Source organism: Pseudomonas sp. BIOMIG1BAC (assembly GCF_001705995.2).
GTDB lineage: Bacteria > Pseudomonadota > Gammaproteobacteria > Pseudomonadales > Pseudomonadaceae > Aquipseudomonas > Aquipseudomonas sessilinigenes.
Genome location: NZ_CP049045.1, coordinates 3,238,300 through 3,251,323, shown reverse-complemented (window position 1 = coordinate 3,251,323; position 13,024 = coordinate 3,238,300). Strand labels below are relative to the sequence as shown.

The following is a 13,024-nucleotide window of genomic DNA, read 5'->3' as shown; positions in this document are numbered from 1 at the left end:
GTGTTTCAGTCAAGGCCACGCGCCAGCCACACCGTGAACCCGCAGCAATCGGGATCTTCGCTGATATGCCGGACCACCTCGAAGCCATGGGTATCGAGCAGCGTGCAGTATTCGCCGGGATCAAGGCTGGCATGGTAGAGCGCCTCGCCCTCGAACTCACCAATGGCCTCGCCGGCTGCCGGGCCACTGGTGAACATCAGGGCGCAGCCTGGCCGGGCATGGCGCTCGAACACGGCGAACATGGCTCGCTGGTCATCGGGCGCCAGATGAAACAGGCTGTTCCAGGCCAGAATGCCGTCGAAGTCTTCGTTCAGGGCCAGCGTGCGCATGTCGGCGTGGATCCAGCGCTGGTTGGCATGGCGCTGTTGGCACAGCTCCAGCAGTGTCGTCGAACTGTCGACCCCGGTCAGCGCACAGCCGTTGTCGATCAGGTGGCTTGCCATGGGGTCCGCACCGCCGCACCCCAGGTCGAGTACCAGGTGGCCATCGCCCATGAGCTGGCGAAAGCGCTGCAACCACACCCGCTCGCCTTCGAAGCCCCGGGTATGGGTGCGACGCCCCCTATCCCAAGCCTGGGCGTGGCGCTGGTACAACTGGACGATATGGCGGGCAGAGTCATGCATGCATCGAACTTCCATGTGGGCAGTAAACACGACGCCGATTAAACCCTGGACAGGCAAGCATCACAATCCACGGTTTCGGCGGCGTCCGCCTGGCGCGCCAGCCCACGCAGTTTTGTGCCGATGCGAACAATCATCGTGGGCTACACGCTAGGGACCGCTGCTGGTTGGCGCTGGGCCTGGCGCACCGAGACGAACAACAACAGCGACAGGCCAGCGTACAGTCCGAACAGCCAACGGGCCGCTTGGGCCGCGCCATCGCTGCCAGCGCCCGAGCCCAGGCCCGCCAGGTTGACGATCATGCCAGCCAGGGCCGCCCCCAGGGCCGTAGCCACCAGTTGCACCGTGGTGATCGAGGCGCCGGCCAGTTCCTTCTGATCCTCAGGAGCGCGCTCCAGGACCTGGGACAACAGGTGGGGCCAGGCCAGGCCAATCCCCACCCCCACCGACACCATTGCCAGGCATATGGCTCCCAGGCTCACCAGGCTGGTGGCCGCTGGCATGGCCCAAAACGCCAGGAGCAGGCCTGCGACCACCAGGAACGGCCCGCAGGCCACCGCCCGGGCCGCCCCTTGGGGGCTGCGGCCAGAGCTGAAGAGCGCGCCCAGGGTCCAGCCTGCGGCCATCAGTGCGGCAATGTAGCCCGCCAGCAACGGCGTTTGCTGATGCAGGACCTGGAGAAACAACGGCACGAAGACTTCGCTGGTCATGCCCACCACCAGCAACGCCATGGACAGGTACAGCGCTGCAAGGGCACTGCCCGATGCCAGGCTGCCCCTTGGCAACAGCCGCTGCGCGCTGCGGTTTTCCAGGACGCCAACCCATGCCAGCAGGCCCAGGCCGACCCCCAGCCCCACGGCGTTGTACAGCACCGAGGTGCTGATGCTGCCAATGGAGATCGCCAGCACCGTGACCGTCAGCAGAACCAGCTGCAACCCGGGAATCGGACTGCGGGCCGCAGGCTCCTGGCGCTGGCCGGGTAGCAAGGCCATGGCCAGCAGCATGAACAGCAACGTGCAGGGAATCAGCACCCAGAACGCCGCACGCCAGGCACCATGCTCGGCAAAGACCCCGCCCACCGCCGGCCCGATCAGGGTGGCTGCGCCCCACATCGCCGAAATCAGCGCCATGGCCCGTGGCCACAGCGGCTCCTGGAACACCAGGCGGATCATCGCGTAGGGCAAGGCGAACAACAGCCCGCCGCCCAAGCCCTGGACGCTGCGCCCGGCGATCAGCCAGGCCATGTCCTGCGCCAGCCCGCACAGGCCGCACCCCAGCATGAAGACCAGGGCCGCCAGGGCGTAGGCAAGCTTGGGTCCCAACTTCGCCAGGACCCGGGTAGACAGGACCGAGCCGATGATCGAGGCCACCACGAACAATGTGGTGTTCCAGGCGTAGTAATCCAGGCCGCCGATGTCCTTGACCACCGAGGGCAGCAAAGTGGTGACCAGGTAGACGTTGATTGCGTGCAGCGCGACGCCGCCGGCCAGGGCCGCGGAGCGTAACCCGTTCCTGCCCGATAGCAAGGCCGACCAATCCGTTGTCGATGCCATGGTGTGTTCCTGTCTGGTTATTCGAGAAGGCGCCAATGTATTACACAAGTATTTGCTTTGATAATTAGTTTTTTCCATGCCCCTGTTGGCCCCAGGACGATCAGGACTTGGCGATTCGCCAGGCCAAGGCTTGCAGGCCTGTTATGCTTGCCCGGTCGCCAGCCACTGGCAGGCCACCGAATTTTCCTATCCGCCTATTGGTTAATGGCCCCGCATGTCTTCGATGTCCCCTCAAGCCGACAAGAAAAACCCCGGCGCCACCGCCGAGCGCATTCTGTATCTGCTCAAGACCCGTGGCCCGCTGAAAACCGCCGACCTGGCACCGTTGCTGGAGATCTCCCAGGAGGCGGCTCGCCAGCAATTGCAGAAGCTGGTGGACAGCGAACTCATCAGCGGGCAACTGATGCCGGCCCAGGGCGCAGGTCGGCCCTCGCAGAAGTGGGTCTTGACCGAACAGGCCCAGGCGCGTTTTCCCGATACCCACGCCAACCTGACCTTGCAATTGATCGACTCGATTCGCGCGGTGTATGGCGCCGACGGCGTGGAGCGCATCGTCAGCGATATGGAGCGCATCAACACCGCCGAATACCTTGGCGCCTGCAGTCCATTGCCGTCCCTGGAGGCACGGGTCCGGGCGCTGGCGCAGATCCGCGAGGTAGCCGGCTACATGGCCCATGTCGAACCCGATGGCGATGCTTGGCTGCTGATCGAAAGCCATTGCCCGATCTGCGTCGCGGCCCGGCAATGCCAGGGCTTTTGCCGCTCCGAATTGCAGGTGTTCCAGGCCGCCATCGGTGAACTGGGCCATGTGCAGCGGGTGGAGCACTTGATCACTGGCGATCGCCGCTGCGTATACCGCATCAGCGCCGTGGAGCCGCATTGATGGCGCCCCTGCTGTGGCGCCTGCTGAAACAGGCAGGCCTGGTGCTCGGGATCGCGGGAGTGACCCTGCTGGCCTGGCGAGCCTACGACAGTGCGGCTGGCCCGGCGCTGCAACCCTGGCACCTGCATGTGCCCCATGAGCTCGACGCCGAGCAACTCGACCGGGCAGACTGGGCCACCTGGCTCAAGGCCGAGGAGCGGGTGTTCGCCGAAGTTGAGCAACAGGTCAGCGCAACCCTCGATCCCGCCCAGGTGCCGGCCTTCAATCGCTATCGCCAGGACAGCAGGACCTACCCGCCAGCGTTCGCCACGAACTGGAACCACTCCTACATACTGCGCCCCAAAGGCCGGCCACAAGGTGTGGTGGTACTGGTGCATGGCCTTACAGACTCGCCCTACAGCCTGCGCCATGTCGCCCGTCGCTATGTCGAGCACGGCTACCTGGCCATCGGCCTGCGCTTGCCCGGTCACGGCACGGTACCCGCGGGCCTGACCGATGCGCGCTGGCAGGACTGGCTGGCCGCGACCCGCATGGCGCTACGCACCGCCCGCCAGGAAGTGCCGGCTCCGGCGCCCTTGCATATCGTTGGCTACTCCAACGGCGGCGCCCTGGCGGTCAAGTACGCCCTGGACGCCCTGGCCGATCCACGCCTGCCCCAGGCCCAGCGCCTGGTGCTGATCTCGCCAATGATCGGGGTGGCGGCGTCCGCGCGTTTTGCCGGGTTGGCCGCGTGGCCCGCAGTGTTCCCGGCCTTCAGCAAGGCGGCTTGGCTGAACCTGCGTCCAGAGTACAACCCGTTCAAGTACAACTCGTTCCCGGTCAACGGCGCACGCCAGTCCTGGTTGCTCACCGATGCCCTGCAAAGCCAGTTGCTGGCCCTGGCGGAGGATCCGCGATTGGCCAACCTGCCACCGATCCTGAGCTTCCAGTCGCTGACCGACGCCACCGTCAGCACTCGGGCGCTGGTCGATGGGTTGTACCAGCGGTTGCCAGCCAACGGCAGCGAGCTGGTGATTTTCGACCTCAACCGCGCCCGGGATTTCGAAGGCCTTCTGGACCCGGCGAGCGTCACCTCCCTGGCCGGTCTGCTGCCACCTCCGCCCCGCCGCTACACGACGCAGGTGCTGACCAACGATGGCAGCGCCAGCATGGCCATGGAGCTGCAGACCACCACCGCCGTCAGCGAGCACAGCACTCGCCAGCCCCTGGACCTGGCCTATCCGCCGGAAGTGTTTTCCCTGTCCCACGTGGCCCTGCCCTTCCCCCTGGATGACGCCCTGTACGGGACCCAGCCATCGACTGCCGAAGACTTCGGGGTACACCTGGGTACCGTGGCGGCCCGGGGCGAGCGTGGGGTACTGGTCGTTCCGATGGATGAGTTGATGCGCCTGACCGCCAATCCCTTCTTTCCCTACCTGATCCAGCGCATCGAGGCGGATATAGATCATGCAACAGTTTCAGCATTGATCCGGTGAATGACCTACTGCTAGCGTCCCGTCCCTTTCGCTCCCTTGATGCACGAGGGGGCACGACTGCCCCTCGGCAGGGAGTGAGCATGCTAATCAAGAATCGCCTCCAGGCCCTGCGCCTCGGTCTTCTTCGCCAGCGATACGGCGGCGCCTGCCTCGGTGGCGCGCTACTGCTGGCCGCCAGCCAGACCAGCCAGGGCGCCCCGCAACAGGACTATTGGTACCTGCAGACCAGCGCCTATACCCAGCACTGGAAGCATGACCCCGACCACAACAACCACCAGGACCTGGCCGGCCTGGAACGCAATTACGCCGATGGCCAGCTCTGGGGCCTGAGCACTTTTCGCAACTCCTTTTCCCAGCGCTCCTACTACGCCTATGCAGGCAAGGCCTGGGAAAACGCCAGCTGGCCGGTCTACGCCAAGCTCAGCGGCGGCCTGATCCAGGGCTACAAGGGAAAGTACAAGGACAAAATTCCACTCAACCACTTCGGCGTGGCCCCGGCCCTGATTCCGGCCATTGGCGCCCACTACGGCCCGCTCGGGACCGAGGTGGTGCTACTGGGCAGCGCCGCGATGATGGTCAACCTCGGCTACCGCTTCTGAAGCCATGCGGGGCGTATCGGTTCAGTACCCGGGCAGGTGCCTTGGCGATACTGATGGTGACCGGCCAGGCGCCAGAGCCTGGCCGGTCACCGCTCGACTGGACGCGCCGGGCAGTCTTATTTTTCGTCCTCGCAACCCAGCCCCTGGCGCTGGGGCTCTTCATCCACCAAGGTCTTGCCGGTGCGCCCCATGATCTGCCCTTGCAAGGCCCGCAGTTCACCACCATCGAGGCGCTTGCAGCTGTTGATTTCCCAGACATCGCCGGTATTCAGGCTCACCGAGAACAGGCCCCAGTACTCGGTGGCACCGGCCTTGGGATCGTTGTAGCCCAGGCTGAAATCGAAGTACCCCGGATGAGGGGGCTTGCCGCTCTCATCCTGCAGGTCGCCATCGACGAAGACTCCCGGCTTGCTCATCGGGTAGTCCTGGTGCTTGAGGGCCACCAGCAGCACCTGTTGGGCTTGTTCGCGGCTCAGCCCGGTGGAGGCGATCTGGGTCGGCTGCAACGCGGATTGGGCACAGGCACTGAGCCCCGCACAGGCCAGGGACAGGCCCAGCCCCCAGGAAACGGCCGTGACCCTCAGCATGCCAGCCGCCCCCTGACTGCAACGATGATGTCCGCCAGGTATTTGGCGAAGCCATTGCGCCCACCCGTGGCCGCGTCCCCGCTGTTGTAGCCGCTGCGTACCAGGGCCTGGGCAAACTCCATGGGCTCACGCTTGCCCCGTACCGAACCGCCATAACGCTGGGCGAAGGACTGTGCCGATTGCTGGAATGAGGCGAACTTGGCGACCTTGATCGCCGCATTGCCCTGGGGCGACTCGGCGCCGCTCTGCAGCGGCGCCGGGGCATGCATGGAAAAATAGTTATTGAGATCCCGGGCAATCCGCCCGGTACCGTATTGGCTTTCCTGGGCAGCCAGGCCGAGGATGTTCTCCACCGGCAGGTCCAGTTGATCAGCGATTGGCTGGCACACGGCCTTGTACTTGCTGACAAAGGTCACGGCACTGATGTTGTTGCACAGTCTGGCGCTCATCGGTCTTCCCTCATGATGTGTCAATTCCATTTCCAGCGATTTTCCGGCGCTGAGTATAAATCAGCGCCAGGGCCTTGCCTGCGCCTTTCTTAACCTGCTCCACCCAAGCTGTGGCACACATCACAGGCCATTCGGCATGAGCTCGGCCATGACAGGAATTACGCATAAATTTGACGATTTTTTCTTGTTTGCCGCTCTACATTGCGCCCAGCTTTCACCTGCAAATGATTCCCATTGGTCAACGTGAAACGGCGACTTCCCAAGCCAAGGTCCGGACCGATGCCTCCAAAAAAACCAGGAGCTGCCTTCACCATGGCCATTCGTACCCCCTCTCTCTTCAAGTCCGCCCTGCTCGCCGGTGCCGTGATGGCTGCCGGGCATGCCTGGGCGGCGGATGCCGACGGCATCCTGGTCTACAACGCCCAGCATGAGGGCCTGACCAAGGCCTGGGTCGAAGGTTTTACCCGCGACACCGGGATCAAGGTCACCCTGCGCAATGGCGATGACAGCGAGATGGGCAACCAGTTGGTGCAGGAAGGCAACGCTTCCCCGGCAGACGTGTTTCTGACAGAGAACTCCCCGGCCATGGCCCTGGTGGATAACGCCGGGCTGCTGGCCAAGGTCGCTCCGACCACCCTCGAGCAGGTCGGCGCCGCTTACCGGCCGAGCCATGGCAACTGGGTGGGGATCGCAGCCCGCTCCACCGTGTTCGTCTACAACCCGACCAAGCTCGACTCCGGCCAGTTGCCCAAGTCGCTGATGGACCTGGCAACACCGGCCTGGAAAGGCCGGTGGGCCGCCTCGCCCGCCGGGGCTGACTTCCAGGCCATCGTCAGTGCCGTCCTGGAGCTCAAGGGCGAAGCCGCCACCCTGGAATGGCTCAAGGGCATCAAGGCCAATGCCAGCCTGTATCGCGGCAATAGCGCGGTGCTCAAGGCCGTCAATGCCGGCCAGGTGGACAGTGGCGTGATCTATCACTACTACAGCTTCGTCGACCAGTCCAAGACCGGGGAAAACAGCAAGAACACCGCGCTGTACTACTTCAAGCACCAGGACCCGGGGGCTTTCGTCAGCCTTTCCGGAGGTGGCGTACTGGCCTCCAGCAAGCACCAGGAACAAGCCCAGGCCTTCCTCAAGTGGATTACCAGCAAGCAGGGCCAAGAGGTACTCAAGAGCGGTCGCTCATTCGAATATGCCGTGGGCCAGGACGCGCCATCCAATTCGCAACTGGTGCCCCTGGCCGAACTGGATGCCCCCAAGGTCGATGCCGCCAGGCTCAACAGCAAGAAAGCCGTGGACCTGATGGGCCAGGCCGGTCTCCTGTAAGCCATGGCCGACGACCTGTCGCTGTCCAACGCCGCCGATATCGGCAAGGCCTGGGGCACCACGCTGGCCGGCTATCGCCGTCGTGGCCTGGGCCCAGGGGCCGTGCCGTGGCTGTCGGCAACGGCCTTGCTGGTGTCGTTGCTGGCCTTGCTGCCCCTGGGGTTCGTCGTTGGCATCTCGATCCAGACCGGCTGGGCGACCATTGCCCAATTGCTGTTGCGCCCACGGGTCTTGGAGCTGCTGTACAACACCCTGTTGCTGCTGGCCCTGACGCTGCCCTTGTGCGTGCTGCTGGGCGTGGCCCTGGCCTGGCTCACAGAGCGCACCGACCTGCCGGGGCGCCGGGCCTGGTCCCTGCTGGCGGTGGCCCCCCTGGCCGTACCGGCGTTCGTTCACAGCTATGCCTGGGTCAGCCTGCTGCCGACCCTGCATGGATTGCCGGCCGCCGTGCTGGTGTCGGTGATTGCCTATTTCCCTTTCATTTACCTACCGGTCGCTGCCTCCTTGCGCCGGCTCGACCCGGCTATCGAAGACGTTGCCGAGTCCCTGGGGCTACGGCCCTGGCCACTGTTCCTGCGGGTAGTCCTGCCACAACTGCGCCTGGCCATCGGCGGCGGTGCGTTGCTGGTGGGCCTGCACTTGCTGGCCGAGTATGGCCTCTACGCGATGATTCGCTTCGATACCTTCACCACCGCCATCTATGACCAGTTCCAGTCCACCTATAACGGACCTGCGGCCAATATGCTGGCCGGGGTGCTGGTGCTGTGCTGCCTGCTGTTGCTGACGATCGAGTCTGCCAGTCGAGGCCACGCCCGCTACGCCCGGGTCGGCTCCGGAAGCCCCAGAGCACAACGTGCCGTGCGCTTGCAGGCGATTTCGCGCTACGCCGGCCTGGGACTGACGATGCTCACCAGCCTCCTGGCCCTGGGCGTTCCCCTGTGGACCCTGGGCAAGTGGTTGCTGGCCGGCGGGATGGCCGTCTGGCAAAGCGCGGACTTGCTGCCCAGCCTGCAACAGACCCTGGTCCTGGCCAGCCTCGGCGCATTGCTGACCACCCTGGTCGCCCTGCCACTGGCCTGGTTGTCGATCCGCGCCCCGGGCCCATTGCTGCGGCTGCTGGAAAGCTGCAACTACATCAGCAGCTCCCTGCCGGGCATCGTCGTTGCCCTGGCGCTGGTGACCATCACCGTAAAATTCGCCCGGCCGCTTTACCAGACCAGCCTTTGCGTACTCCTGGCCTACGCCCTGATGTTCCTGCCCCGGGCGCTGGTCAGCTTGCGGGCCGGCATCGCCCAGGCCCCGGTGGAGCTGGAAAACATCGCTCGCAGCCTGGGCCGTGGACCGCTGCAGGCCCTGTGGTGGATCACCTTGCGCCTGGCGGCACCGGGTGCGGCGGCCGGGGCGGCGCTGGTGTTCCTGGCCATCAGCAACGAGCTGACGGCCACCCTGCTGCTGGCACCCAACGGCACCCGGACCCTGGCGACCGGGTTCTGGACCATGACCAGCGAAATCGACTACGCCGCGGCAGCGCCCTATGCCTTGCTGATGATCGTGCTTTCACTGCCGTTGACCGGCCTTCTCTACCAACAGTCCAGGCGCAGCGCAGGCCGATGAATACCCTTGAACTCCATGCAGTGCACAAATCCTTCGGCCCAGTAGCGGCGCTGACCGATATCAACCTTTGCGTACCCTCTGGCAGTCGCACGGCAATCGTCGGCCCCTCGGGCTCCGGCAAGACCACTCTTTTGCGCATGATTGCCGGTTTCGAATTCCCCGACCGTGGGCACATTACCCTCGACGGCCAGGTCATGGTCGACGACCGGGGCGCAGTGCCTGCCCACCAGCGCCTGATTGGCTATGTCCCGCAGGATGGCGCGCTGTTCCCACACTTGAGCGTGGCGGCCAATGTCGGTTTCGGCCTGCCAGGGAGCCTGGACAGCAAGCGCCAGCGCATCGCTGAACTGCTGGAAATGGTCGCCCTGGAGGCCAACATGGCAACACGCTGGCCCCATGAGCTGTCCGGCGGCCAGCAACAACGAGTGGCCCTGGTTCGCGCCCTGGCCCAGCGCCCGCGGCTGATGCTGCTGGATGAGCCCTTCTCCGCCCTGGATACCGGCTTGCGGGCCTCGATGCGCAAGACCGTCGCCCGCCTGCTGGCCGCTGCCGGAGTGACCACGGTCCTGGTTACCCACGACCAGGCCGAGGCCTTGTCCTTTGCCGACCAACTGGTGGTCATGCGCCAGGGTCGGTTGATCCAGGCCGGCCCTCCCCTGGAGCTGTACCAGCACCCGCAGGATGCGCAGACGGCGTTGTTCCTGGGTGATGCCGTGCTGCTACCAGCGCACCTGGACAACGGCCTGGCCCACTGCGACCTCGGCGTGCTGCCTGTACGCGATTCGGCTGCCAGGGGCCAAGCCACGATCATGTTGCGCCCCGAGCAATTGCAACTGGCTCCAGAGGCCCCGGGAAGCGGGGTCGCATCCGGTTGCGTCGCCGTGGTCAAAGATTGCGACTTCGCCGGCAACACCTGCACCCTCAATGTCGCCCTGGCCACCGCTAGCGGTGGCGAGCAGCTGCTGCTGGTACGCAATCAGGGCCCCCACCTGCCGGCCCCGGGCACTCGGGTAAGGATCTGTACCCAGGGCCTGGCGCATGTCCTGGGTGCGACAACAGCAACTTGAGCCACGCCTTGGCGGCGCACGCGATTGGGCCTGATACTGGCGCGATACCCGCCCATGGCGGGCGCAGTGAGCTCCACTTTGAACAAGGATTGAACAATGACCGAGCCTGCCAGCGCAGCAGACGAGTACGTAATGATGCAGGCGGCCCACTGGTGCATCCGCCTGCGCGAGGACGACTGCAGCCTCGCGGAACGCCAGGCCTTCGAGGACTGGCTACTGAGCGACCCGAGCCACGCCTGTGAGTACTCCAGGATGCTGGAAGTCTGGGATCTGACCGGCCAGCTCGTCCCTGGCACGTCGGCAGCCTGAGGCCGGCGGATTACAGGTCGAAACGGTCGATGGCGCGACGACGTTCGTTGTCGTCGCGCAGGTCATAGCTGGCGGTGGTCTGGATATTGGTGTGGTGGGCCAGTTTCTGGGCGATCGACAGGTCATGCTCTTCGATCACCCGGGTAATGAACGAACGACGAAAATCATGGGGCATGATCCGCACGCCCACCTCGGCTCCTCGCTGCCGGGCGATGTAGTAGATGGCATGCTTGCTGATACGTTCACGGGTGATATGGCCGCCGCGGCGAATGCGATTGAACAGGAACGGATCATCGGCCTGCCCCTCGGGCAGGCATTCGCGGCGCAGGTCGAGCCAGGCTTGCAGCTTGTGGAAGGCCCAGGCCGGCGCGTACTTGATCAACTGCTTGTTGCCCTTGGCCAGCACCTCAAGGCTGCGCTGGTCGAAGTCCACCTGGGCCAGGTCAAGGTTCACCGATTCCGACTTGCGCATGCCCGAGCCATAGAGCACCGCGATGATCGCCGCGTCACGCACTCCCTGGGGTCGCGGATCCGCCGCGCACACGCCCATCAGGTCCTGGATCAGGGAACGTCGCAGGTTGCGGCCGCGCCCCAGGCGCGTGCCGGCGATGGGCTTTACCGAGCGCATCTTGAGCAGATGATCCTGGCTGATCAGGCTGGCCCGCCAGGCCTCGTTCATGACTCCGCGCAGGGCATTGACGTACAGCGAAGAGGTATTGGGGGCGTAGCCATCGCGACGCAAGGTCGCGACCAGGGCGGTGACATGCTCCGGCTGCAGCTGGTGCCAGGGGATGTCCTCCAGGTTCATGTCCTCATACCCCAGGCGGTCGGCCGCGTCCTGCAACACATAACGCAGGGTCGACTGGCTGGAGGGCGCCAATCGCGCCAGGTACAGGCTCAAGGGATTGGTCGCGCCGATGTTTTCGCTGGCTTGTTCGATGGGCGCAGTCATGGACATATGTAACAAACCGGTTGCACTTGATAGCGCCTTGGCCAGTTGCGAAAAATCCCTGGGTTGCACCCTTTTCTGCTCGCCTTAAACCCGCTAAAACTGGCGGTTACAGCCAATTGATGAACAAAATTAACAAAAAACTGAACCCTGCCTGTCTGGCTCGCAGAAAAACGGACTTTTACCTTATTTTTCATATTCGTTTCACATTTTTCCGCTTAATCTCAGCCACCGACGGCCAAGGGTCTTAGTGCAGTCCTTTCGCAGGTTGCAAAGATAACACCTTGATCCACATTTACTTTTCACAAACTTAGTCTTTACTCATTTGCTGCATGGAATGCCACGCTGGCTCAATCAACTGGATGCGCCTGATGACTGCTTGACCTCCCCGCGTTCCATGAACCGTTGTTCGCTCGCTACACCCCGTATTCTGTAACCCGAGGTAACCATGAACCAGGCTTTCCTTCCTTTCTCGCGCCCGAGTATTGGCGATGAAGAGGTTGCTGCTGTAGAGCAGGTTCTGCGTTCCGGCTGGATCACCACCGGCCCGAAAAACCAGGAACTCGAGCAGCTCTTCGCCGAACGTGTCGGCGCCCGCCATGCCGTGGCCTTGTCCTCGGCCACCGGCGCCATGCACATCACCCTGCTGGCCTTGGGCATCGGTCCGGGGGATGAGGTGATCACCCCCTCCCAGACCTGGGTCTCCACCGCCAACATGATCTGCCTGCTGGGTGCTACCCCGGTGTTCGTCGATGTCGATCCCGACACCCTGATGAGCGACGCAGCCACCATCGAAGCCGCCATCACGCCCAAGACCAAGGCCATTATCCCGGTGCACTATGCCGGTGCAGCCTTCGACCTCGATCCACTGTATGCCCTGGCCGACAAGCACGGCATCGCCGTGATCGAGGACGCCGCCCACGCGGCCGGCACGACCTACCGAGGTCGTGAGATCGGTGCCCGGGGTACGGCGATCTTCTCGTTCCATGCAATCAAGAACATGACATGCGCCGAAGGCGCGATGTTCGTCAGCGACGACGAAGCCCTGGCCAACCGTGTGCGCATGCTCAAGTTCCACGGGCTGGGCGTGGATGCCTATGACCGCCTGACCCATGGTCGCAAGCCCCAGGCCCAGGTGATCGAACCCGGCTTCAAGTACAACCTGGCGGACATGAATGCCGCCATCGCCCTGGTGCAACTGCAGCGCCTGGACCAGATCAACGCCCGCCGCGAAGTGTTGGCCAAGGCTTACCTGGAGCGTCTGGCCGGCCTGCCGGTGCAACCGCTGCACGTGCCGCAGTACCCGCAGCAGCACAGCTGGCACCTGTTCATCCTGCGCATCGACGCCGAGCGCTGCGGCCTGGATCGCGAAGCCTTCATGAAAGGCCTGCAGGAGCAGAACATCGGCACGGGTATCCACTTCATCGCCACCCACATGCATACCTATTACCGCCAGCGCTTCCCGGATGTGCACCTGCCACATACCGAATGGAACTCTGCGCGACTGTGCTCGATCCCACTGTTTCCGGACATGACACTCGACGATGTCGAGCGGGTTGCCGGCGCCATTGAAAACCTCCTGGACTGAAACCC

13 protein-coding genes are annotated in these 13,024 nt (G+C 64.1%); 8 read left to right on the top strand and 5 right to left on the bottom strand.

Features of this window, described 5'->3' with window-relative positions:
* Positions 1–5 precede the first annotated feature (5 nt).
* Positions 6–623 (bottom strand): class I SAM-dependent methyltransferase, encoded by a 618-nt coding sequence (locus tag ATY02_RS15495; RefSeq protein ID WP_068587245.1) that lies wholly within the window; start codon positions 621–623, stop codon positions 6–8.
* A 140-nt stretch (positions 624–763) separates the two neighbouring features.
* Complete coding sequence (locus ATY02_RS15490) at positions 764–2,173, bottom strand: MFS transporter (protein ID WP_068587246.1); 1,410 nt, start codon at positions 2,171–2,173, stop codon at positions 764–766.
* Between the two features lie 214 nt (positions 2,174–2,387).
* On the opposite strand from ATY02_RS15490, the gene ATY02_RS15485 reads away from it, so the two are divergent.
* The 3 genes from ATY02_RS15485 (at position 2,388) to ATY02_RS15475 (ending at position 5,130) form a co-directional block, all read left to right on the top strand.
* Complete coding sequence (locus ATY02_RS15485; protein ID WP_164823667.1) at positions 2,388–3,056, top strand: helix-turn-helix transcriptional regulator; 669 nt, start codon at positions 2,388–2,390, stop codon at positions 3,054–3,056.
* Positions 3,056–4,531, top strand: a complete 1,476-nt coding sequence (locus ATY02_RS15480; protein WP_083235682.1) for an alpha/beta hydrolase — start codon at positions 3,056–3,058, stop codon at positions 4,529–4,531. Before ATY02_RS15485 ends, ATY02_RS15480 begins: the two co-directional genes overlap by 1 nt.
* Positions 4,532–4,611: 80 nt before the next feature.
* Positions 4,612–5,130: a sn-glycerol-3-phosphate transporter gene (locus ATY02_RS15475; RefSeq protein ID WP_277621493.1), complete on the top strand. Its 519-nt coding sequence runs from the start codon at positions 4,612–4,614 to the stop codon at positions 5,128–5,130.
* A gap of 116 nt (positions 5,131–5,246) precedes the next feature.
* Here ATY02_RS15475 and ATY02_RS15470 read toward each other — a convergent pair whose 3' ends face one another.
* Together ATY02_RS15470 and ATY02_RS15465 are read right to left on the bottom strand one after the other, a co-directional pair.
* Entirely contained in the window at positions 5,247–5,717 is a 471-nt protein-coding gene (locus ATY02_RS15470) for a hypothetical protein (RefSeq protein ID WP_068587248.1), read from the bottom strand.
* A complete protein-coding gene (locus tag ATY02_RS15465; RefSeq protein ID WP_068587250.1) occupies positions 5,711–6,166 on the bottom strand; it encodes a glucosaminidase domain-containing protein in 456 nt (151 codons plus the stop codon). The genes ATY02_RS15470 and ATY02_RS15465 overlap by 7 nt, the downstream gene beginning before the upstream one ends.
* A gap of 312 nt (positions 6,167–6,478) precedes the next feature.
* On the opposite strand from ATY02_RS15465, the gene ATY02_RS15460 reads away from it, so the two are divergent.
* From ATY02_RS15460 to ATY02_RS15445, 4 genes are all read left to right on the top strand, one after another.
* The gene (locus tag ATY02_RS15460) at positions 6,479–7,492 is read left to right on the top strand and encodes an iron ABC transporter substrate-binding protein (RefSeq protein WP_068587251.1); all 1,014 of its coding nucleotides are present in this window, start codon (positions 6,479–6,481) and stop codon (positions 7,490–7,492) included.
* Between the two features lie 3 nt (positions 7,493–7,495).
* Complete coding sequence (locus tag ATY02_RS15455; protein ID WP_068587253.1) at positions 7,496–9,106, top strand: ABC transporter permease; 1,611 nt, start codon at positions 7,496–7,498, stop codon at positions 9,104–9,106.
* Positions 9,103–10,173, top strand: coding sequence for an ABC transporter ATP-binding protein (locus tag ATY02_RS15450; protein WP_068587255.1), 1,071 nt, complete (start codon positions 9,103–9,105; stop codon positions 10,171–10,173). Before ATY02_RS15455 ends, ATY02_RS15450 begins: the two co-directional genes overlap by 4 nt.
* A gap of 96 nt (positions 10,174–10,269) precedes the next feature.
* Positions 10,270–10,482: a FecR/PupR family sigma factor regulator gene (locus ATY02_RS15445; RefSeq protein ID WP_068587256.1), complete on the top strand. Its 213-nt coding sequence runs from the start codon at positions 10,270–10,272 to the stop codon at positions 10,480–10,482.
* A gap of 10 nt (positions 10,483–10,492) precedes the next feature.
* On the opposite strand, the gene ATY02_RS15440 is transcribed toward ATY02_RS15445, so the two are convergent.
* A complete protein-coding gene (locus tag ATY02_RS15440) occupies positions 10,493–11,434 on the bottom strand; it encodes a site-specific integrase (protein ID WP_068587294.1) in 942 nt (313 codons plus the stop codon).
* A 445-nt stretch (positions 11,435–11,879) separates the two neighbouring features.
* On the opposite strand from ATY02_RS15440, the gene arnB reads away from it, so the two are divergent.
* Positions 11,880–13,019, top strand: a complete 1,140-nt coding sequence (gene arnB, locus ATY02_RS15435) for a UDP-4-amino-4-deoxy-L-arabinose aminotransferase (protein ID WP_068587258.1) — start codon at positions 11,880–11,882, stop codon at positions 13,017–13,019.
* Positions 13,020–13,024: the final 5 nt, after the last annotated feature.

Bases quoted from the DNA above. Each gene is read 5' to 3' on its own strand.
- ATY02_RS15495 (WP_068587245.1), bottom strand. From the start codon at position 623: ATGCATGACTCTGCCCGCCATATCGTCCAGTTGTACCAGCGCCACGCC.
- ATY02_RS15490 (WP_068587246.1), bottom strand. From the start codon at position 2,173: ATGGCATCGACAACGGATTGGTCGGCCTTGCTATCGGGCAGGAACGGG.
- ATY02_RS15485 (WP_164823667.1), top strand. From the start codon at position 2,388: ATGTCTTCGATGTCCCCTCAAGCCGACAAGAAAAACCCCGGCGCCACC.
- ATY02_RS15480 (WP_083235682.1), top strand. From the start codon at position 3,056: ATGGCGCCCCTGCTGTGGCGCCTGCTGAAACAGGCAGGCCTGGTGCTC.
- ATY02_RS15475 (WP_277621493.1), top strand. From the start codon at position 4,612: ATGCTAATCAAGAATCGCCTCCAGGCCCTGCGCCTCGGTCTTCTTCGC.
- ATY02_RS15470 (WP_068587248.1), bottom strand. From the start codon at position 5,717: ATGCTGAGGGTCACGGCCGTTTCCTGGGGGCTGGGCCTGTCCCTGGCC.
- ATY02_RS15465 (WP_068587250.1), bottom strand. From the start codon at position 6,166: ATGAGCGCCAGACTGTGCAACAACATCAGTGCCGTGACCTTTGTCAGC.
- ATY02_RS15460 (WP_068587251.1), top strand. From the start codon at position 6,479: ATGGCCATTCGTACCCCCTCTCTCTTCAAGTCCGCCCTGCTCGCCGGT.
- ATY02_RS15455 (WP_068587253.1), top strand. From the start codon at position 7,496: ATGGCCGACGACCTGTCGCTGTCCAACGCCGCCGATATCGGCAAGGCC.
- ATY02_RS15450 (WP_068587255.1), top strand. From the start codon at position 9,103: ATGAATACCCTTGAACTCCATGCAGTGCACAAATCCTTCGGCCCAGTA.
- ATY02_RS15445 (WP_068587256.1), top strand. From the start codon at position 10,270: ATGACCGAGCCTGCCAGCGCAGCAGACGAGTACGTAATGATGCAGGCG.
- ATY02_RS15440 (WP_068587294.1), bottom strand. From the start codon at position 11,434: ATGACTGCGCCCATCGAACAAGCCAGCGAAAACATCGGCGCGACCAAT.
- arnB (WP_068587258.1), top strand. From the start codon at position 11,880: ATGAACCAGGCTTTCCTTCCTTTCTCGCGCCCGAGTATTGGCGATGAA.